15 protein-coding genes are annotated in these 20,043 nt (G+C 70.5%); all 15 read left to right on the forward strand.

What is annotated here, in order from left to right; translation table 11 throughout:
- Positions 1–2,007, forward strand: a 2,007-nt coding sequence (locus tag C9J49_RS02175) for a chemotaxis protein CheW (RefSeq protein WP_111382294.1), incomplete at its 5' end; no start/stop codon positions are given.
- A complete protein-coding gene (gene cheW, locus C9J49_RS02180; RefSeq protein ID WP_035596940.1) occupies positions 2,004–2,501 on the forward strand; it encodes a chemotaxis protein CheW in 498 nt (165 codons plus the stop codon). The genes C9J49_RS02175 and cheW, both read left to right, overlap by 4 nt.
- Before the next feature lie 206 nt (positions 2,502–2,707).
- A complete protein-coding gene (locus tag C9J49_RS02185) occupies positions 2,708–4,327 on the forward strand; it encodes a methyl-accepting chemotaxis protein (protein ID WP_046077931.1) in 1,620 nt (539 codons plus the stop codon).
- 59 nt (positions 4,328–4,386) lie between these two features.
- The gene (locus tag C9J49_RS02190) at positions 4,387–6,132 is read left to right on the forward strand and encodes a methyl-accepting chemotaxis protein (RefSeq protein ID WP_309250812.1); all 1,746 of its coding nucleotides are present in this window, start codon (positions 4,387–4,389) and stop codon (positions 6,130–6,132) included.
- An 88-nt stretch (positions 6,133–6,220) separates the two neighbouring features.
- Positions 6,221–8,428: a methyl-accepting chemotaxis protein gene (locus tag C9J49_RS02195; protein WP_107180976.1), complete on the forward strand. Its 2,208-nt coding sequence runs from the start codon at positions 6,221–6,223 to the stop codon at positions 8,426–8,428.
- A 1-nt stretch (position 8,429) separates the two neighbouring features.
- Positions 8,430–9,299: a protein-glutamate O-methyltransferase CheR gene (cheR, locus tag C9J49_RS02200; RefSeq protein ID WP_107180977.1), complete on the forward strand. Its 870-nt coding sequence runs from the start codon at positions 8,430–8,432 to the stop codon at positions 9,297–9,299.
- 109 nt (positions 9,300–9,408) lie between these two features.
- Positions 9,409–10,470 (forward strand): chemotaxis response regulator protein-glutamate methylesterase, encoded by a 1,062-nt coding sequence (locus tag C9J49_RS02205; RefSeq protein ID WP_035596951.1) that lies wholly within the window; start codon positions 9,409–9,411, stop codon positions 10,468–10,470.
- 34 nt (positions 10,471–10,504) lie between these two features.
- Positions 10,505–12,223, forward strand: a complete 1,719-nt coding sequence (locus C9J49_RS02210) for a methyl-accepting chemotaxis protein (protein WP_046077927.1) — start codon at positions 10,505–10,507, stop codon at positions 12,221–12,223.
- A gap of 69 nt (positions 12,224–12,292) precedes the next feature.
- Positions 12,293–12,682, forward strand: a complete 390-nt coding sequence (gene cheY, locus C9J49_RS02215) for a chemotaxis response regulator CheY (protein WP_035596957.1) — start codon at positions 12,293–12,295, stop codon at positions 12,680–12,682.
- 45 nt (positions 12,683–12,727) lie between these two features.
- Positions 12,728–13,420: a protein phosphatase CheZ gene (cheZ, locus tag C9J49_RS02220; RefSeq protein ID WP_046077957.1), complete on the forward strand. Its 693-nt coding sequence runs from the start codon at positions 12,728–12,730 to the stop codon at positions 13,418–13,420.
- 275 nt (positions 13,421–13,695) lie between these two features.
- On the forward strand, positions 13,696–14,862 hold the full coding sequence (flhB, locus tag C9J49_RS02225; protein ID WP_035596960.1) for a flagellar biosynthesis protein FlhB: 1,167 nt from the start codon (positions 13,696–13,698) through the stop codon (positions 14,860–14,862).
- The gene (gene flhA, locus C9J49_RS02230; RefSeq protein ID WP_107180979.1) at positions 14,859–16,940 is read left to right on the forward strand and encodes a flagellar biosynthesis protein FlhA; all 2,082 of its coding nucleotides are present in this window, start codon (positions 14,859–14,861) and stop codon (positions 16,938–16,940) included. Before flhB ends, flhA begins: the two co-directional genes overlap by 4 nt.
- A gap of 5 nt (positions 16,941–16,945) precedes the next feature.
- Complete coding sequence (gene flhF / locus C9J49_RS02235) at positions 16,946–19,147, forward strand: flagellar biosynthesis protein FlhF (protein ID WP_107180980.1); 2,202 nt, start codon at positions 16,946–16,948, stop codon at positions 19,145–19,147.
- Complete coding sequence (locus C9J49_RS02240) at positions 19,144–19,650, forward strand: hypothetical protein (protein WP_107180981.1); 507 nt, start codon at positions 19,144–19,146, stop codon at positions 19,648–19,650. The genes flhF and C9J49_RS02240 overlap by 4 nt, the downstream gene beginning before the upstream one ends.
- On the forward strand, positions 19,647–20,036 hold the full coding sequence (locus C9J49_RS02245; RefSeq protein ID WP_107180982.1) for a flagellar protein FlhE: 390 nt from the start codon (positions 19,647–19,649) through the stop codon (positions 20,034–20,036). The genes C9J49_RS02240 and C9J49_RS02245 overlap by 4 nt, the downstream gene beginning before the upstream one ends.
- Positions 20,037–20,043: the final 7 nt, after the last annotated feature.

Here is a 20,043-nt window from a genome sequence, read left to right on the forward strand (position 1 = left end):
CGCCTGGCGCGGGGGGAGACCGGCCAGTCGCTGGACGCCGGCGAACCCGCCCCCAGGGCCGCCGGGCCGGCACCTGCTCCGGCCCCCGAGCCCGCCCCTGAGACCGCTTTTGAGACCAAGCCGGCGCCCGCCGAGGCGCCGTCCCAGGAGGGCGAGAGCCGCCTGACGGTCTCGCTGCTCAACGTCGGCGACGAGAATCGCGCCCTGCTGGTGGAGGAGCTCGAGCAGCTCGGCACCATCGAGTCGCAGGCGGGCGACGCGGCCTGCTATCGCGTCACGCTGGCCACCTCGGTGAGCGCCGAGGACATCGAGGCGGTGATGTGCTTCATCGTCGAGCCCGACCAGCTCAAGATCGAAACCGCGGAGGCCGAGACGAATGATGCATCGGCCGCCGGCGAGCGCCGGCTGGTCGTGTCGTTGCTCAAGGTCGGCGACAAGGACCGCGACCAGCTGCTGGAGGAGCTCGGGCAGCTCGGCACCGTCGAGGGGCAGTCGGGCGACGCGGCCTGCTATCGGGTGACGCTCTCCACCTCGGTCAGCGTCGAGGACATCGAGGCGGTGATGGGCTTCATCGTCGATGCCGATCAGCTGAAGATCGAGCGGGAGGCCGAGTCGGCGCCCGCGGCACCGGCCGCCTCCGAAACGCCGGCGGCGACCGAGCCGGAAGCCTCCGGCCAGGACGCGCCGCAGCCGGCGGCGAAGCCCAAGGCAGAGAAGCCCAAGGCGGCGAAAGCCGACAAGCCCAAGTCGAAGTCCAAGTCCGGTGGCGGCGAGTCCTCCTCGATCCGCGTCTCGGTGGAGAAGGTCGACCAGATCATCAACCTGGTCGGTGAGCTGATCATCACCCAATCGATGCTCGACCAGACCGTCAGCGAGCTCGACAACGTCAACCACAGCGGCCTGCACAACGGCATGAACCTGCTGCAGCGCAACGCCCGCGACCTGCAGGAAGCGGTGATGTCGGTGCGCATGATCCCGATGGATTTCGTCTTCAGTCGCTTCCCCCGCGTGGTGCGCGAGACCGCCGGCAAGCTGGGCAAGGACATCGAACTGGTCACCGAGGGCGCGGCGACGGAGCTCGACAAGAGCCTTACCGAGCGCATCATCGACCCGCTCACCCATCTGGTGCGCAACAGCCTGGACCACGGCATCGAGTCGCCGGACGCCCGCGAGGCCGCCGGCAAGCCGCGCACCGGCAAGCTGACGCTCTCGGCCAAGCACCAGGGCGGCAACATCCTGATCGAGGTGATCGACGACGGCGGCGGCCTGAACCGCGAGAAGATCCTCGCCAAGGCACGGGAGAGCGAGCTCAGCGTCTCCGACAGCATGAGCGACGACGAGGTCTGGCAGCTGATCTTCGCCCCCGGTTTCTCCACCGCCCAGGAGGTCAGCGACGTCTCCGGCCGCGGCGTGGGCATGGACGTGGTCAAGCGCAACATTCAGGGCATGGGTGGCAACGTCCAGATCATGTCCACCCCCGGGGAAGGCACCACCATTCGCATCGTGCTGCCGCTGACCCTGGCGATCCTCGACGGCATGTCGATCAAGGTCGGCGACGAGGTGTTCATCCTGCCGCTGTCCGCGGTGCTGGAGTCGCTGCAGCCGAGCCCCGACGACCTCTACGCCATGGCCGGGGACGACGTGGTGCTCAAGGTGCGCGACGAATACCTGCCGGTGGTGCCCGTGCACGAGGCGCTGGACGTCACCGGCGCCAAGACCGAGCTGGCCGAGACCATTGCCGTGATCGTCCAGGGCGAGGGCCGCCGCTACGCGCTGCTGGTGGATGAGCTGGTTGGCCAGCAGCAGGTGGTGGTGAAGAACCTCGAGACCAACTATCGCAAGGTGCCCGGCGTGTCCGCGGCGACCATCCTCGGCGATGGCAGCGTGGCGCTGATCCTCGACATCACCGATCTGCACCGACTCAACCGAGCCAAGAAGGAGGCGCGGCGCGACGCCCGTCCCGCCGTCTCCACGACCCTGAATCCCAAGGAGGTAGAGCCGTCATGAGCATCGAGACCACCGAAGCGGCCCTGGCCGCCACCGAGGCCGAAAACCGCGAATTCCTGGTGTTTTCGCTGGGCGACGAGGAATACGCCATCGATATCCTCAAGGTGCAGGAGATCCGCGGCTACGAGAACGTCACCCGCATCGCCAACGCCCCCGAATTCATCAAGGGCGTGACCAATCTGCGCGGTGTGATCGTGCCGATCGTCGACCTGCGCATCAAGTTCCATCTGGAGAACGTCGAGTACGGCGGCCAGACCGTGGTGATCGTGCTCAACGTCGGCGAGCGCATCGTCGGCATCGTGGTCGACGGCGTCTCCGACGTCATGACCCTGACGCCCGAGCAGATCAAGCCGGCGCCGGAGTTCGGCGTGACCCTGTCCTCCGACTTCCTCAGCGGCCTCGGCAGCCTCGAGGACCGCATGCTGGTGCTGGTGGACATCGACAAGCTGCTGACCAGCCAGGAGATGGCCCTGGTCGACAGCGTGAGCGAATAAGCCGGCACGTTCGGGCGCTCACGGCGGGAGGCGACGCGCCCGGCGTGCCGGACCATCGCGAGCAGGCTGTCATCACGTTCCTGGGCGCTGCGCTTGGCGCCCAGGCACCGACATCCTCGCGCCGCCTCGTGCCCGGCGCTCGTCTGCCATCCCCGGCAAGCAAGCCGCGCTCTGCCAATAACAACACACCCGACAAGAGGTGACGCATGCGCCAGCTGACAACGACAACAAAACTGTGGGCCACCCTGGGCATCATCTGGCTGGCCATGGGCCTGATGATGGCCTGGAGCGCCTGGGAGAATCGCCAGACCATGCTGGAGGAGCGCCGCGGGGCCCTCCAGGACACCGTCCATCTGGCCCAGAGCCTGATCGCGGGCCAGGCCGAGCGGGCCGCGGCCGGTGAGATCTCGACGGACGAGGCCAAGGCCAGGGCCGCGGCGCTGATCGAGGACATGGAGTACGACCACGGCCGCGGCTATCTCTACGTCTTCGACGACGACTTCGCGATGCAGAGCCACCCGCGCCTGGCCGCGGGCACCGACGTCGGAAGCTTCGAGAACGTCGAGGGTCGCCTGCTGTTCCGCGAGTTCGCCGAGGACGTGGCCAGCGACGACGGCTATGTCGACTACCTGTGGCCGCACACCGAGGGCAGCGAGCCGATTCCCAAGTCGTCCTACCACGAGCGCTTCGCGCCCTGGGGCTGGACGATCGGCACCGGCGTCTACATCGACGACGTCAATGCCGCCTTCATGGCGTCACTGGCCCGCTCGTTGATGGCGCTGCTGATCATCGGCGTGCCGGTCAGCCTGCTGATGGGATGGGTGATCCGTGGCGTGACCCGCTCGCTGGGGGGCGATCCCCGCTACGCCGCCGCCTCGGTGCGGGCCATCGCCGACGGCGATCTGACCCGGGAAGTGCGACTGCGCGGCGGCGACGAGCGCAGCCTGCTGTTCGATATCGAGCGCATGCGCCGGGCCCTGGTCGACACCATCGGCGACATCCATCGCGACAGTGATGCGGTGCATCAGGACGTGGAAGCGCTGGGCGAAGGCAACGACGAGCTGGCCACCCGCACCGAGCAGCAGGCCGCGGCGCTGGCCCAGACCGCCTCGAGCATGGAGCAGCTGACCACCACCGTGGGGCACAACGCCGAGCACGCCGAGCAGGCGCGCGCGGTGGCCGACGAGACCGCCCAGGGCGCCGAGCGGGGCCGCCAGGCGATGGGCGAGGTGGTCAACGCGATCGACGCCATCAATGCCAGCGCCAGCGAGATGAGCGGCATCGTCGATACCATCGATTCGATCGCCTTCCAGACCAACATCCTGGCGCTCAACGCCTCGGTGGAGGCGGCTCGGGCGGGCGAAGAGGGCCGCGGCTTCGCGGTGGTGGCCGAGGAGGTGCGCCAGCTGGCCAGCCGCTCGGCCGAGGCGACCCGGGAGATCAAGGCATTGATCGATCGCGCCGATGGTCAGGTCGTGGCGGGCAGCCGGCGCGTCAAGGAGACCGACGAGGTGATCGTCGGGATGGTGGATGACATCCGCCGTCTTTCCGGCCTGGTGGAGGAGATCTCCACCGCCACCGGCGAGCAGCGTCAGGGCATCGAGCAGGTCGGCGAGGCGGTCACCCAGATGGATCGCATGACGCAGCAGAACGCGGGCCTCGTCGAGGGCAACAGCGACGCCTCTCAGCGCCTGGTGGCGCGAGCACGAGGCCTGCGCGAGCGGGTGGCCCACTTCCGCTTCGTGGCGGGGGCCGACGTCGAGACGCCCGCCGCGCTGCCGGCGGCCGCGGCCTCGGCGCGCGAGGCCGAACCGGCCATGGCCTGATACCGAGAATTCGTGATTCGGGGCGGCAAGGACCGCCCCTCCAAGAAAGGGAGTGCGTGGTGAGGAAGCTTCTCGACAACATGACCGTGCGGGTCAGCTGGAGCCTGGTGCTGGCGCTGTTCGCCGTGCTGATCCTGGTGCTCAGCGCCCTGGGGCTCTATGCGGTGCGCTACAGCGAGGATTCGCTGCGCACGCTCAACGAGGTCAACGTGGACCAGCAGTCCTCCCTCAACCGGGCCAATGCGCAGATGCTGTTCGCGCAGACGGAACTGCGCGGCCTGCATGCCCGGCTGGGGCAGGCGGTATGGCCGGAGGAGCGCGAGTCGGTGCAGGCCGAGGCGGCCGCGCTGGGCGCGACCCTCGACGAGATCGAGGCGACCTTCCAGGACTTCCTGGCGCTGCCGCGCCAGGCGGGGCAGGACGCGCTGATCGCGTCGATCGAGGAAGACTTCACGGCCCTGATGGACCAGGGACTCAGGCCCCAGCGTCAGGCCCTGGAGGAAGGCAGCGCCCAGGCCTTCGCCGACCTGAACGAGGACGTCGACCGCCTGACCCAGGCCTTCTACACCGATGCCGTGGCCTTCTTCGAGGCCTCGGAGGCCAACGGCGCCGCTCTCTACGACGACTTCTTCGACCTGTCGCGGCTGATGAAGGGGCTGATGATCGCCGTGCTGGTGATCGCCGCCCTGGCCATCGTGGTGGTGATGTGGGGCGTGACGGCCAACGTCATCCGCCCGCTGGGCCGCCTGGTCGGCTACTTCGAGCGGGTCGAGGGGGGAGACCTGTCCCAGGATATCCCGCAGTACGGCAACAACGAGATCGGCCGCCTCTATCGCTCGCTGGACGAGATGCAGCGGGGCCTGGCGGCGACGATCGGTAGCGTACGCAGCAGCGGCGAGTCGATCTACGCCGGCTCGCAGAGCATTGCCAGCGGCAACAATGATCTCTCGTCGCGCACCGAGCAGCAGGCCTCCTCGCTGCAGGAGACCGCCTCGAGCATGGAGGAGCTGTCCTCCACCGTCGGCCAGAACGCCGACAACGCCCAGCAGGCCAGCCAGCTCGCCGTCGAGGCCACGCGCACCGCTGAAGAGGGCGGCCAGGTGGTCGGCGAGGTGGTCTCGACCATGCACGAGATCCAGCATAGCTCCCAGCGGGTGGCCGAGATCATCGGCACCATCGACTCGATCGCCTTCCAGACCAACATCCTGGCCCTCAACGCCTCGGTGGAGGCGGCCCGGGCCGGCGAGCACGGCCGCGGCTTCGCGGTGGTGGCCGAGGAGGTCCGCAGTCTGGCCAGCCGCTCGGCGGACGCGTCCAGCGAGATCCGCGGCCTGATCGAGGCCTCGGTGAACCAGGTGGAGGCCGGTACCGCCCGCGTCGACAAGGCCGGCCAGACCATGACCGAGATCGTCGCCGCCGTGCAGCGGGTCAGCGACATCATGGACGAGATCGCCGCGGCCTCCAGCGAGCAGAGCAACGGCATCTCCCAGGTCAACGACGCCGTCACCCAGATGGATCAGGTGACCCAGCAGAACGCCACCCTGGTGCAGCAGGCGGCCAGTGCCGCCACCCAGCTCGAGGCCGAGGCCGGTCGGCTGCGTGACGTCACCGGCCGCTTCCGCTTGCCCTCGGGGGCCGAGGCACCGAACCACGAGGCCGCCCGCCAGGACGACCTGGCGCGCTGGATGCCGTCGCTGGTGGCCGCTGGCGGCCAGGACGGTGGACGCACACCGGACAGCGCCCGTGGCTCGCAGCCGCCGCGCCAGCGCGATCAGGACCCGAACGAGGAGTGGGAATCCTTCTGAAGGCCGATGCGCCGCCGGTGTCATTCGGCGGCGCTCCAACTCCATAACAAATGGCCAGCATCCAGGCACGCCGTAGGGAATTGATGACATGAGAAACAATCAGCCGATCACGCAGCGGGAGGTCGTGCTCGACGACGACCACTTCCTGATCTCGCGCACCGATCTCAAGGGGCGCATCACCTATGCCAACCCGGCCTTCATCGAGGTCAGCGGCTTCTCCAAGGAGGAGCTGATCGGGGCGCCGCACAACCTGGTGCGCCACCCGGACATGCCGCCGGCGGCCTTCCAGGACCTGTGGGATACCCTGGCCGCCGGCGAGACCTGGCACGGCCTGGTCAAGAACCGCTGCAAGAACGGCGACCATTACTGGGTCGACGCCAGCGTGTCACCGATCCTCGAGGACGGCGAGGTGGTCGGCCATGCCTCCATGCGCACCAAGGCCGATCCGGCCGACATCGAGCTGGCCGAGACCGTCTATGCGCGGATGCGCGAGGGCCACAAGACCGGCTATCGCCTCGACAAGGGATGGCTGGAGCGACGCGGCCTGCGCGGCGCGCTGGGCCGGCTGAACCTGAGCAGCATGCGCGCCAAGATGGTGGCCATGGTGGCGGTGGCCGGCGGGCTGCTGGCCGTGACCGGCGGCATGGGGCTGTTCGGCATCGACGATGCCGGCCAGCGCCTGCAGACCCTCAACCGCGACGGCCTGCAGGACGTCGCGCGGCTGCAGCAGATCGACCAGGTGATCACCCAGAGCCATCAGGATCTGACCCGTCGCGAGCCCTTCGAGCTGATCAACCAGCGTGAGGAGGTGATCGCCGGGCTCGAAGAGGCCGAGACGCGCCTCGCGTCGCTGTGGGAGGGGTATCGAGGCGACGGTCGTAATGCCTCCGCGGTGGCCGATGATTTCGGCGAGGAACTCGATCACTATCGCCAGGCGGGGCTCTCGCATGCGGTGTCGCTGCTCAATTCCGACGACAACTTCCAGGTCTTCTCCAACCTGCCGCCTCATGCCAAGGAAATGCGCGACTGGGGCGAGGGGCTGTCGAGTGACGTCAACGAACTGATCGCCGAGGAGCAGCAGGCGGCCACGGCGCTGGCCGACGAGGCCCTGGCGGCCGAGCGGCGCATGGTGATGATGCTGGCGATGATGCTGGGCATCGGCCTGCTGGCGCTGGGTCTGCTGGGCTGGCTGCAGCTGCGTGCCCTGATCCGGCCGCTGCGCGGCGCGCAGCAGTTCACCCTGCAGATCGCCTCCGGCAACCTCGGCGCCACCCCGCCCCACCGCCGCCGCGATGAGGTCGGGCGCATGCTCGGCGCGCTGGAGCTGATGCGCAAGAGCCTGGGCAGCATCGTCGGTGACGTCAGCAACGGGGTCGAACGGGTGGCCCCGGCTGCCCGGGACATCGCCTCCGGCAACGAGGAACTGGCTTCGCGCACCGAGCAGCAGGCCGCCTCGCTGCAGCAGACCGCCTCCAGCATGGAGGAAATGACCACCACGGTGCAGCACAACTCCGACAACGCCCAGCAGGCCAGCGGCCTGGCCTCAGACAATGCCACCCAGACCGCCGAGACCGGCGAGCTGATGCAGCAGCTGGTGGGCACCATGGGCGAGATCACCGAAGGCTCGAAGAAGATGACGGAAATCATCGACGTCATCGATTCGATCGCCTTCCAGACCAATATCCTGGCCCTCAACGCCTCGGTGGAGGCGGCCCGGGCCGGCGAGCAGGGCCGCGGCTTCGCCGTGGTGGCCGGCGAAGTGCGTCAGCTGGCCAGCCGCTCGGCGTCCGCCGCCCAGGAGATCAAGGCGCTGATCGACGGCTCGGCCCGGCAGATCGAGGGCGGCGCCCAGCTGGTCAAGCGCGCCGAGAGCTCGCTTTCCGAGGTGCTCGAGGCCTCGACCCGGGTCAACGACATCATGGGCGAGATCACCGCGGCCTCCACCGAGCAGAGCAACGGCATCGGCCAGATCAATCAGGCGGTGATGGAGATGGATCGGGTGACCCAGCAGAACGCCGAGCGCGTGCAGGCCTCCGCCCAGGCGGCCACCGAGCTCGATCAGCAGGCCGCCGAGCTGGCCCAGGCCGTGGCCGCCTTCCGCCTGCGCGGCGCGGGCCTGGAACGAGCGCCGTCGCTGAGCGAGCGGCGCGGTGCCGCCGAGCGCCAGCCGCTGCCGGCCGCCTCCGCAAAGGCTCGCACCGCGTCCAGTGCCTCGGCCGAGGCATCCCGCGGGACGATGCCCCCGCAGACCCGCACGTCCCAGGCAGCGGACCTCGAGGAATGGGAGGAATTCTAACGTGACACAGGAGCTGCCCTCGTCGGGGCCGGGAAGCTGGGCGGGCGGCGGTCAGTTCGAGCGTGACCTCGAACTGACCGATGCGGACTTCGCCCGCATCCGTCAGCTCATCTACCAGCGGGCCGGCATCGTGCTGGCCGAGCACAAGCGGGAGATGGTCTATAGCCGCTTGGCCAAGCGGCTTCGCCATCATGGCCTGACGCGCTTCGCCGATTATCTGGCACGCCTCGAGCGCCAGCCCGATGCCCGCGAGTGGGAGGCCTTCACCAATGCCCTGACCACCAACCTCACCGCCTTCTTCCGCGAGGCGCATCACTTCCCGCTGCTGGCGACCCACGTGCGCGAGCGGCGTGGCCCTGTGCGGGTGTGGAGCTCGGCGGCGTCCACCGGCGAGGAGCCCTATTCCATCGCCATGACGCTGGCCGAGGCGCTGGGCTCGCGGGCCGGCGACGCCGAGGTGGTGGCCACGGACATCGACACCGAGGCGCTGGAGAAGGCGCGCGCCGGGGTCTATGCCATGGAGCAGATCCACAAGCTCGACGAGGCGCGGGTCAAGCGTTTCTTCCAGCGCGGCCGCGGCGCCCACGAGGGGCTGGCCCGGGTGCGGCAGGAGCTCAAGGACATGGTCGACTTCCAGCCGCTCAACCTGCTGGCGCCCTCCTGGTCGATCCAGGGGCCCTTCGATGCGATCTTCTGTCGCAACGTGATGATCTACTTCGACAAGCAGACCCAGGCGCGGATCCTCGAGCGCTTCGCCCCGTTGCTCAAGCCCGACGGCCTGCTGTTCGCCGGGCATTCCGAGAACTTTTCCTACACCACCGAGGCCTTCCGGCTGCGGGGACAGACCGTCTACGTGCGCAAGGCGCGTTAAACAACGGGCGCGTTAAAGAACCGGGAGCGCCGGCCGATAGTGACCCCATCGGCCGGCGACGGGGGTGGCATGCCGTCCGCCGCCCGCCCGCATGGAGAGGAGACATCCCTTGAGCGCACCCAAGATCAAGGTGCTGTGCGTCGACGATTCGGCGCTGATACGCGACCTGCTGACCGAGATCATCAATCAGCAGCCCGACATGGAAGTGGTGGCCGTGGCGCCGGACCCGCTGGTGGCCCGCGACCTGATCAAGCGCCACGACCCGGACGTCATCACCCTGGATGTCGAGATGCCGCGCATGGACGGCCTCGACTTCCTGGAGCGGCTGATGCGGCTACGGCCGATGCCGGTGCTGATGGTCTCGTCGCTGACCCAGGCCGGTTCCGAGGTGACCCTGCGCGCCCTGGAACTCGGCGCCCTGGACTTCGTGGCCAAGCCGTCGCTGGGCATTCGCCACGGCATGCAGGCCTACGCCGACGAGATCGCCGAGAAGCTGCGCGCGGCGGCACGCTCGCGGCCGCAGCGCGCCCGTCGCCGTGACGCTCCGGCGCCGAAGACCCTCGAGGCTCCGCTGGTGTCGAGCGAGAAGCTGATCATCATCGGCGCCTCCACCGGCGGCACCGAGGCCATCCGCAGCGTGCTGGAGCCGCTGCCAGCGGGCAGCCCGGCGATCCTGATCACCCAGCACATGCCCGGGGGCTTCACTCGCTCCTTCGCCGAGCGCCTCGACCGGTTGTGCCAGATCACGGTCAAGGAAGCCGAGGACGGCGAGCGCATCCTGCCCGGGCACGCCTACATCGCGCCGGGGGACACTCACCTCAAGCTGGCGCGCAGCGGCGCCAACTATGTCGCGCGGCTGGACAGCGGCCCGCCGGTCAACCGTCACCGGCCCTCGGTGGACGTGCTGTTCCACTCCGCCGCCACCCAGGCCGGCCGCAACGCCATCGGCGTGTTGTTGACCGGCATGGGCAAGGACGGCGCCGCCGGGCTGCTGGAGATGCGCCAGGCCGGGGCCCAGACCCTGGCTCAGGACGAGGCCAGCTGCGTGGTGTTCGGCATGCCGCGCGAGGCCATCGCCCTGGGCGGCGCGGCCGAAGTCGTCGCCCTGGACGCGGTGGCGCCGCGGCTGCTCAAGCTGGTCGCCGCCTCCGGTCGCGCCCAGCGGGTGTAAGAAGGACTGTCATTTCGGCTCAGGAGTCGCCTCGATGCTCAACCTATTGCGCAATTTCAAGATCAGCCGGGTCGTCAACGGCGTGCTGGCCTGCTTCCTGCTGTTCCTGGTGGTGGTGGCGGGCCTGGGCTGGACGGCCAGCCGCACGGCCCATGACACCCTGTCGACCCTGGACCGGATCAACGTCGAGCAGCTCAACGAGATCAACCGCGCCGATGCGCTGCTGACCGGAGGCCTGGTCGACCTTCAGACCGCCTCCGGCCACTTCCTGATGGGGCGCACCAGCCAGGCCGATACCGCCCTGGCCTCGGCCCTGGACAAGATCGAGCGCGCCGAGGCGCGCTACGAGAACTACGCCGGCGTGCCGCGCACGCCCCAGGGCGAGGCGCTGGGCGCCCGCGTCGAGGCAGATTTCGACGCCGTGCTGGCGCTGGTGCGCGAGGGCTACGAGACCCTGGACCGGGTGGATACCCAGGGCTTCTCCCAGCTGCGTCAGCGCATGACGGAACCCCGCGAGGCCCTCGAGGCGTCGCTGACCGAGTTCGTGCGCTACGCCGGGGAGCGCGGCGACACCCTGATGGCCGACTACAGCGTCATGGAGGGCCGCTTCGGCATGATCGGCCTGGCCATCCTGGCGCTGGCGGCGCTGATCATGGGGGGCATCTACCTGACCCTGCGCCGGCTGCTGGTGCTGCCGCTGCGTCAGGCGGTGCGCGATCTCGAAGGCATCGCCGAGGCCGACCTGTCCCGCGAGATCCAGGTCAAGGGGCGCAACGAGATCGGCCAGCTGTTCGCCGCCATGCGCGACATGCAGGGCAACCTGGGGCGCATCGTCGGCGACGTGCGCCAGGGCAGCGGCGCCATTCACGGCCGCGCCCGGGAGATCTCCCGCGGCAACGCCGATCTGTCCTCGCGCACCGAACAGCAGGCCGCTTCGCTGGAGGAGACCGCCTCCAGCATGGAAGAGCTCACCGCCACGGTGCGCCAGAACGCCGACAACTCCCGCCAGGCCAGCGGCCTGGCCCAGGAGGCCACCAGCACCGCCGAGCGCGGTGGCGAGGTGGTCCAGCAGGTGGTGCAGACCATGCACGGCATCGCCGGGAGCTCGCAGAAGGTCGCCGACATCACCGGGGTGATCGACTCGATCGCCTTCCAGACCAACATCCTGGCGCTCAATGCCTCGGTGGAGGCGGCGCGGGCCGGCGAGCAGGGCCGCGGCTTCGCGGTGGTGGCCGGCGAGGTGCGTCAGCTGGCCAGCCGCTCGGCCGAGGCGGCCAAGGAGATCAAGGCACTGATCGACGGCTCGGTGACCCAGGTGCAGGAGGGCTCGGCGCTGGTCGAGCAGGCCGGTTCGACCATGCAGGAGGTGGTCGCCTCGGTGCGCCGGGTGACCGACATCATGGACGAGATCTCGGCGGCCTCCCAGGAGCAGAGCGACGGCATCGAGCAGGTCGGTCAGGCGGTGGGCCAGATGGACCAGGTCACCCAGCAGAACGCTGGCCTGGTGCAGGAGGCGGCCTCCGCGGCGTCCGAGCTGGAGGCTCAGGCCACGCGCCTGGAACAGGCCGTGTCGGTGTTCCGGCTGAGCGGTGGTGAATCCGCCGCCCTGCCGGCGGCCGGTCCGGCCGCGGCCCCCCGTCAGGCTCCTGCCCCAGCGCCGCGCGCCGAGGCCGCGCCTCAATCCCGGCCCGAGCCGACCCGCCCCGCCCCGCGGGCGGCGACCGCGGCCGAGGACGACTGGGAAGAATTCTGAACATGGCCGGTGGCGTGCCGCCGGCCCCGCAACGCAATTGCCCCGACTAGCAAAAGAAGAGGAATCCCGATGGCGGACAAGAACATGAGCATCTTGGTGGTGGATGACTTCCCGACCATGCGGCGTATCGTGCGCAGCCTGCTCAAGGAACTGGGCTTCACCAACGTCGAGGAGGCCGAGGACGGTCAGGAGGCGCTCAACAAGCTCAAGGCCGGCGGCTTCGAGTTCGTGGTGTCCGACTGGAACATGCCCAACCTGGACGGCCTGGAGATGCTCAAGCAGATCCGTGCCGATGATGATCTCAAGGAGCTGCCGGTGCTGATGGTCACCGCCGAGGCCAAGAAGGAGAACATCATCGCCGCCGCCCAGGCCGGCGCCAACGGCTACGTGGTCAAGCCCTTCACCTCGGCGACCCTCGAGGAGAAGCTCAACAAGATCTTCGAGAAGCTGGGCATGTGATACCCGGCCGGGTCCGCGCGGGCCCGGCATGCAGGAGAGGCGATGATGAGCACCGAGACACAGCCTGGCGACCACCAGGCGAACGGAGACGAACTGGTCCAGCGCATTGGCCACCTGACGCGCATGCTGCGCGACAGCATGCGCGAGCTGGGGCTGGACAAGGAGATCGAGCGGGCGGCGGACGCGATTCCCGATGCCCGCGACCGCCTGAGCTACGTGGCGACCATGACCGAGCAGGCGGCGGAGCGTGCCCTCAACGCCATCGATCGTGCCCAGCCGCTGCAGGACCGCCTCAGCGAGGGGGCCGAGGCCCTGGACGCGCGCTGGGCCGAGTGGTTCGCCGAGCCCAAGGAGCTCGACGACGCCCGCGAGCTGGTCAAGGACACCCGTGGCTACCTGGCCGAGGTGCCCCAGACGACCCAGGCGACCCACAAGGAGCTGCTCGAGATCATGATGGCCCAGGACTTCCAGGACCTGACCGGCCAGGTGATCAAGAAGATGATGGACGTCATCCGCGAGATCGAGCATCAGCTGGTGCAGGTGCTGATCGACAGCGTGCCCCAGGGCGAGGCCCGCGACAGCATGCAGCGTCGCGCCGACGGTCAGCGCGAGAGCGAGGCCAGGAAGCGCGACGAGGAGGACAGTCTGCTCAACGGCCCGCAGATGAAGCCCGAGGCCGAGGACGTGGTGGCCGATCAGGATCAGGTGGACGACCTGCTCGACCAGCTGGGCTTCTGAGTCATCGCCGAACACCGTCTGCGCCCGGCCAGCCTGGGGTCAGACCCCGGCGGTGTCGATGTGGCCGGAGAGGTGTCCGATGACGGGCCGGGTGGCGTGGCCGGGGGCTGACCCCTGAGCCATGCCCACCGCCGTCCTTTCTTCCCGCTTTCCCCTTCCGGCAAGCGGCCGAGGCGCGTGGATAAGCCCACGAAAATCGGCCCTTTTCGCCTGACCGTTCCTACCTTCCTCCCCGGATAATGGCCAGGGTGCGCACGAGTGCCCGGTGACTGGCCATGGCCGACGACAGCAGCGACGACGAGAAGACAGAAGAGCCCACGGCTCGACGCCTGGAGAAGGCGCGCGAGGACGGGCAGGTAGCCCGTTCCCGGGAGCTGGCCACCTTCATGCTGCTGCTCGGCGGCGTGATCGGCCTCGGAGCCATGGGCGCGAGCCTCTTCGAACTGGTCGGTGGCGTCATGGAGCAGGCCTTCCTGTTCGAGCGTCGGCAGGCCATGGAAACCATCCCGATGCTGGTCCAGGCGCTGGCACTGGGGCAGCGCACCCTGATCGGCATGCTGCCGCTGTTCCTGTTGCTGGCGGTGATCGCGCTGGTGGCGCCGGCGCTGCTGGGCGGCTGGGTGATCTCCGCCAAGTCGCTCAAGCCCCAGGCCAGCAAGCTCAATCCGTTCAAGGGGCTCAAGCGCATGCTGGGCGTCCAGGCGCTGGTGGAGCTCGCCAAGGCCATCGCCAAGTCGGTGCTGGTGGGCGGCGTGGGCGTGGCCTACCTCTACCTGCACCGCGGCGAGTTCATGGCGTTGATGGGCATGCCCGTCCAGCGGGCCCTGGCCGACGCCATGTGGATGGCCGCCGAGGCCTGCGGCCTGATGGTGCTGACCCTGCTGGTGGTGATCCTGATCGACGTGCCCTACCAGCTGTGGAACCACACCAAGCAGCTGCGCATGTCGAAGGACGAGATCAAGCGCGAGCACAAGGAGTCCGAGGGCGACCCCCAGGTCAAGGGCCGCATCCGCCAGCAGCAGCAGGCCATGGCGCGCGGGCGGATGATGAGCCAGGTGCCGGAGGCCGACGTGGTGATCACCAACCCCACGCACTACGCCGTGGCGCTCAAGTACGAGCAGGCCGGCATGAGCGCACCGCGGGTGGTGGCCAAGGGCACCGACGCCGTGGCGGCGCGCATCCGCGAGGTGGCCGAGGAGGCCGGGGTGCCGCGCCTGGAGGCGCCGCCGCTGGCTCGCTCGCTCTATCACCATGTGGATCTGGAGGCCGAGATCCCCGCCGACCTCTACACCGCGGTGGCGGAGGTGCTGGCCTGGGCCTTCGGCCTGAAACGCGTTGCCGAAGAGGGCGGCGAGGCCCCGCCGACCCCCGAGAACCTGCCGATTCCGGACGCCGTGGCGGCGCCGGGAGCGGGCCCTGACACCGACGAGGCACGAGCATGAAGGCCCTGAGCCAATACCTGCCGCGACGCAACCTGATGGCCGACGTGCCGATGAAGCTGCTGGCCGGCCCGCTGCTGATCATCATGATCCTGTCGATGATGATCCTGCCGCTGCCGCCCTTCGCGCTGGACCTGCTGTTCACCTTCAACATCGCCATGGCGGTGATGGTGCTGCTGGTCAGCATGTTCACCCAGAAGCCGCTGGACTTCGCCGCCTTCCCGGCGGTGCTGCTGTTCACCACCCTGCTGAGGCTGTCGCTCAACGTGGCCTCCACCCGGGTGGTGCTGTTGGAGGGGCACCAGGGCGGCGACGCCGCCGGCAAGGTCATCGAGGCCTTCGGCCAGTTCCTGGTCGGCGGCAACTTCGCCGTGGGCCTGGTGGTGTTCCTGATCCTGGTGATCATCAACTTCATGGTCATCACCAAGGGCGCCGGGCGCATCGCCGAAGTGGGCGCCCGCTTCATGCTCGACGCCATGCCCGGCAAGCAGATGGCCATCGACGCCGACCTCAACGCCGGCCTGATCGGCGAGGACGAGGCCCGACAGCGTCGGTCCGACGTCTCCCAGGAGGCCGACTTCTACGGCTCCATGGACGGCGCCAGCAAGTTCGTGCGCGGCGACGCCATGGCCGGCCTGGTGATCATGGTGGTCAACATCATCGGCGGCCTGCTGATCGGCCTGATGCAGCACGACATGGCCTTCGGCGACGCCGCCCGCACCTACGTGCTGCTGACCATCGGCGACGGCCTGGTGGCCCAGATCCCCGCCCTGGTGATCTCCACCGCCGCCGGCGTCACCGTGTCCCGGGTCACCACCGACCAGGACGTCGGCCAGCAGATGATCGGCCAGCTGTTCGTCAACCCCCAGGTGATGATCCTGGCGGCCTGCGTCATGGGCCTGCTGGGCCTGGTGCCGGGCATGCCCAACCTGGTGTTCCTGATCTTCGCCACCCTGTTGGGCGGGCTGGCCTGGTGGCTGATCCGCAAGAAGGAACGGGAGCTGGTCGCCGAGCAGACCCAGGCGGCGCCGCCGCCGGCTCCCGAGGCCCCGGAGGCCAGCTGGGATGACGTCCAGCTGGTCGACACCCTGGGCCTGGAGGTGGGCCACCGGCTGATTCCCATGGTCGACGCTCAGCAGGACGGCGAGCTGCTGGGCCGCATCAAGAGCGTGCGCAAGAAGTTCGCCCAGGAGGTCGGCTTCCTGCCGCCGGTGGTGCACATCCGCGACAACCTGGAGCTCTCGCCCAACGCCTACACCCTGAGCCTCAAGGGCGCCGAGATCGGCCGCGCCGAGGCCTTCCCGGGGCGCTGGCTGGCCATCGACCCGGGCCAGGTGTCCGGCGAGCTGAACGGCACCCCGACCCAGGATCCGGCCTTCGGCCTGCCGGCGGTGTGGATCGACACCGAGCAGCGCGAGCACGCCCAGGTCTACGGCTACACGGTCGTGGACGCCAGCACCGTGGTGGCCACCCACCTGAATCACCTGCTGCACCGCCACGCCGCCGAGATGCTCGGTCGCCAGGAGGTGCAGAAGCTGCTCGACAAGCTGGGCGAGGATCACAAGCCGCTGGTCGAGGAGGTGGTGCCCAAGGCCATCTCGCTCACCGTCTTGCAGCGCATCCTCCAGAACCTGCTGGAGGAGGACGTCTCGATCCGCGACATGCGCACCATCCTCGACGCCCTGGCCGAGCACGCGCCCCAGCAGCAGGACCCCGGCGAGCTCACCGCCGCGGTGCGCCTGGCGCTGGGCCGGGCCATCACCCAGCAGTGGTTCGCCGGCCGCGAGACCCTCAATGTCCTGGGGCTGGACGGCCAACTGGAGCAGGTGCTGACCCAGGCCATGAACGGCAGTGGCGCCCTGGAACCGGGACTGGCCGAGACCCTGATGACCCAGGCCGAGCAGGCCCTGGAGCGCCACGAGGCCAGCGGCGAGCCGCCGGTACTGGTGGTGCCGCACCCGCTGCGCCCGGTGCTGGCGCGCTTCCTGCGCCGCCGCCTGCGCCACCTGGTGGTGATGTCCCAGGCCGAGCTCCCCGATGACCGGACCCTGAGGGTCACCACCCTGATCGGAGGACAGTGAACCCCATGAGCGTGATGCGATTCGTCGGCGAGACCAGCCGCGAGGCCATGCGCCAGGTGCGCGCCGCCCTCGGCGACGATGCCTTGATCCTGGCCAATCGTCCCACCGAGACGGGCGTGGAGATCCTGGCCATGGCCGACGAGGCCGTGGCGCCCGCCGCCGCCGAGGCCCCGTCGCCCGCCGCCCCGGCGCCGGGGGGCGAGACGCCCTCGGCGCCTGCCGCCCCCGCCGAGGGCGACGGCGATCTGCGGGCGATGAGTGAACGCCTGCTGCGCGAGATGCAGGACATGCGCTCGCTGCTGGCCGGCGAGGGCGGGGCGACGGCCGCCGCCGAGCCGGGACGCGATGCCCTGGAGCGGGCGCTGCGCGAGGCGGGCTTCGGCCAGGCGCTGGCCGACGAGCTGCTCGCCCGCCTGCCCGCCGAGCTGGCTGGCCCCGAGGCCGCGCCCGATACCGCCCGCGCCTGGCTGGCCCGGCGGCTGGCCGCGCGGCTGCCGGTCAGCGTCGATCCCGAGGCCTTCCTCGACGCGCCGGGTATCCTGGCACTGGTCGGCCCCACCGGCGTCGGCAAGACCACCACCACCGCCAAGCTGGCGGCCCGCTGCGTGCAGCGCCACGGTGCCGAGAACGTTGCCCTGGTGACCACCGACGGCTTCCGGGTCGGCGCCCACGAGCAGCTGCGCATCTACGCCGAGCTGCTGGACGTGCCCCTGCACGCGCTGTCTCCCGAGGTCTCCATGGACGAGCTGTTGGGCGAGCTGGGCGGCCGGCGCTGGGTGATCATCGACACCGTGGGCATGAGCCAGCGGGATCGCCGCATCATCGCCCAGGCCGCCCAGCTTCAGGGCAGCGACGAGCGGGTGCGCATGCTACTGGTGCTCAACGCCGCCAGCCAGCCCGGCACCCTGGAGGAAGTGATCACTCGCTATCGCCAGGCGGCCCGGGCCGCTGGCGTCGCCCTGGACGACTGCCTGCTGACCAAGCAGGACGAGGCCGGCCAGCTGGGCCCGGCCCTGGATGCCCTGATCCGCCACGGTTTGCGGCTGCGCTTCGTCTCCACCGGCCAGCGGGTGCCCGAGGACCTGGAGGCGGCCGACGCCGAGGCGCTGGTCGAGGCCGCCCTGTCGGCGCGGATCGCCGCGCCGCCGGCACCCGCCGCGATCGCCGCGACGCCCTGGGCCGACGACCTGCTCGGCCGAGGGCGCCGGCTGGGCCTGCTGCTGGCGGGCTTGCGTCGCCGGCTGACCGGCATCGCCGCCCTGGAGGCCGCCTGGGACCTGTCGGCGCTGCCGGCCTGCCTGCAGGAGGAGCGCCTCGAGCGCCTGCTCGAGGCGCCGCCCGAGGCCCTCGAACGGGTGGGCATGCTGTGGGCGGCGCGTCGTACCCTGCCGGGGGCCGACTGGGCGATGCCCGATCTCGGCATCGATGCCCGCGGCGGCTGGCTGGCGCTGCCCGAGCTCCAGCAGCGTCAGCCGGCGGGCTGGCCCGCGCGGCTGGCCCGGGCCGGCGAGCGGGGCGTCGGGGTGCACCTGTTGCCGAGCCTGCCCGACGCCGAGACCTGGCTGTGGCTGGACGAGGCCCGGGCGGCCTGGCTCTGCCAGGCGCGGCCCGGCCAGCGGGTGCATCACGCCGGCGAGCGCCGCGCGCTGTCGGAGCTGGCGGCGCTCGCCGAGCACGCCGGGGAGCGCCGCTGTCGCTTCCGCGGCCAGGCCGCCCGGGCGCGCTTCGCCGCCCTGCCGGTGGAGGCGGGCCCCGCGGGGCAGCGTGGCGGGCCGTCGCGACAGCCGCTGATGGCTTGGGTCGCGGTCCTGGACGATCCCGAGAGCGGCCGCGCCCTGGGGCAGCGCTACTGGTTGACGCCGTTGACCGCCGCCACCGACACCCTGCCGCTGCTGCTCGGCCGGCTGCACGGCGAGGCCCTGCCCCGCCAGGTGCGACGCGCCTGGGAGCGGCTGCAGGCCCTGCTGCCGGGCGAGACCGATGCCGAGGTGCGACAGCTGCTGGCCGCCGGCCTGGCCGCCGCCTCCTGTCACCTGGATCAGGCCGAGGACGCCGAGGCCGACGAGCTGCGCGGCGAGCTGCTGGCGCTGCCGGGTGGGCGTCGCCGGCGCCGCGAGCATGCGCTGCTGGAGGGGCTGCTGTACCTGTTCATGGGCCGTGACGCCATTCGACATGTCGGCGCCGCGGGCCTGGAGGGCCTGCGGTGATCGCCGGGGATCAGGCGGCCGGGCTGCGCGCCTGGGCCGAGCGGTCCGGCCGGGCGACCGGGGGCGCGGCGCCCGCGGCCCCGGTCGAGGCGCCGGCCTCGCGCGACACCGAGCCGGCGCCGAGTGCCACCCTGGTGGTGGTCGGCCTGCCCGGCACCTCGGCGGAGCAGGCGGCCCGGGTGACCGAGCTGTTCGAGGAGTGGGCCGGCCGCGGCCGCCGCTGGGTGGGCGACCCGCGGCGCTGGAAGGTGGTGCCGTTGGCCGTGTCGAGCCCCCACCTGGCGGCCCTGGTCGAGCAGCAGCCGCGCTGGGCCCTGTGGGTCGGCAGCGACGCCGAGGCCTTTCGCCGCGCCTTCGGGGTGCTGGCGCGCCTGGCGGCCGCCGGCGGGCCGCGGCGGCTGCTGGCGGTACATCCTCCCGGCATGTCGCGCCTCGGCCTGCTCGACAACCTGCGCCAGGCGGCGGGCCGCTACCTGGGCATCGACCTGCTGGTGATGGCATGAGGCGTGGCGCCGTGGCGGGGGCGGCCCTGCTGGGCTGGCTGCTGGCCGCCCCGGCATCGGCGGCGGGCAGCTGGGTCGCCGAGGCGCCCGGGGTTCGGGCCGCCGTGGCCGGCCGGGAAACCCCGAGCCGGGCCCTGACGCCGCCCCCGGCGGCGACCGGCGGGCGCATCGCCGAGGTGCGCTGGCGCTTCCGCGCCCCGGCCGGGGCCGCGCTGCGGGCGCGGCTCTGCCATCCGGCCGGCTGCGTGACGCTGCCCGCCCGGCGCGGGCACACTCGGGCCCTGGCGGGGCTGCCTGCCGGCGAGGCGCTGCGTTTCCGCTTCACGCCGACCGGCGCCGACCCGGTCCGCGTCCAGGGGCTGCAGGTGATCGTCAACTATCGGTGAGGCTCGC

It is taken from the genome of Halomonas sp. SL1 (assembly GCF_003030865.2).
In the GTDB taxonomy this organism is placed as follows: domain Bacteria; phylum Pseudomonadota; class Gammaproteobacteria; order Pseudomonadales; family Halomonadaceae; genus Halomonas; species Halomonas halophila.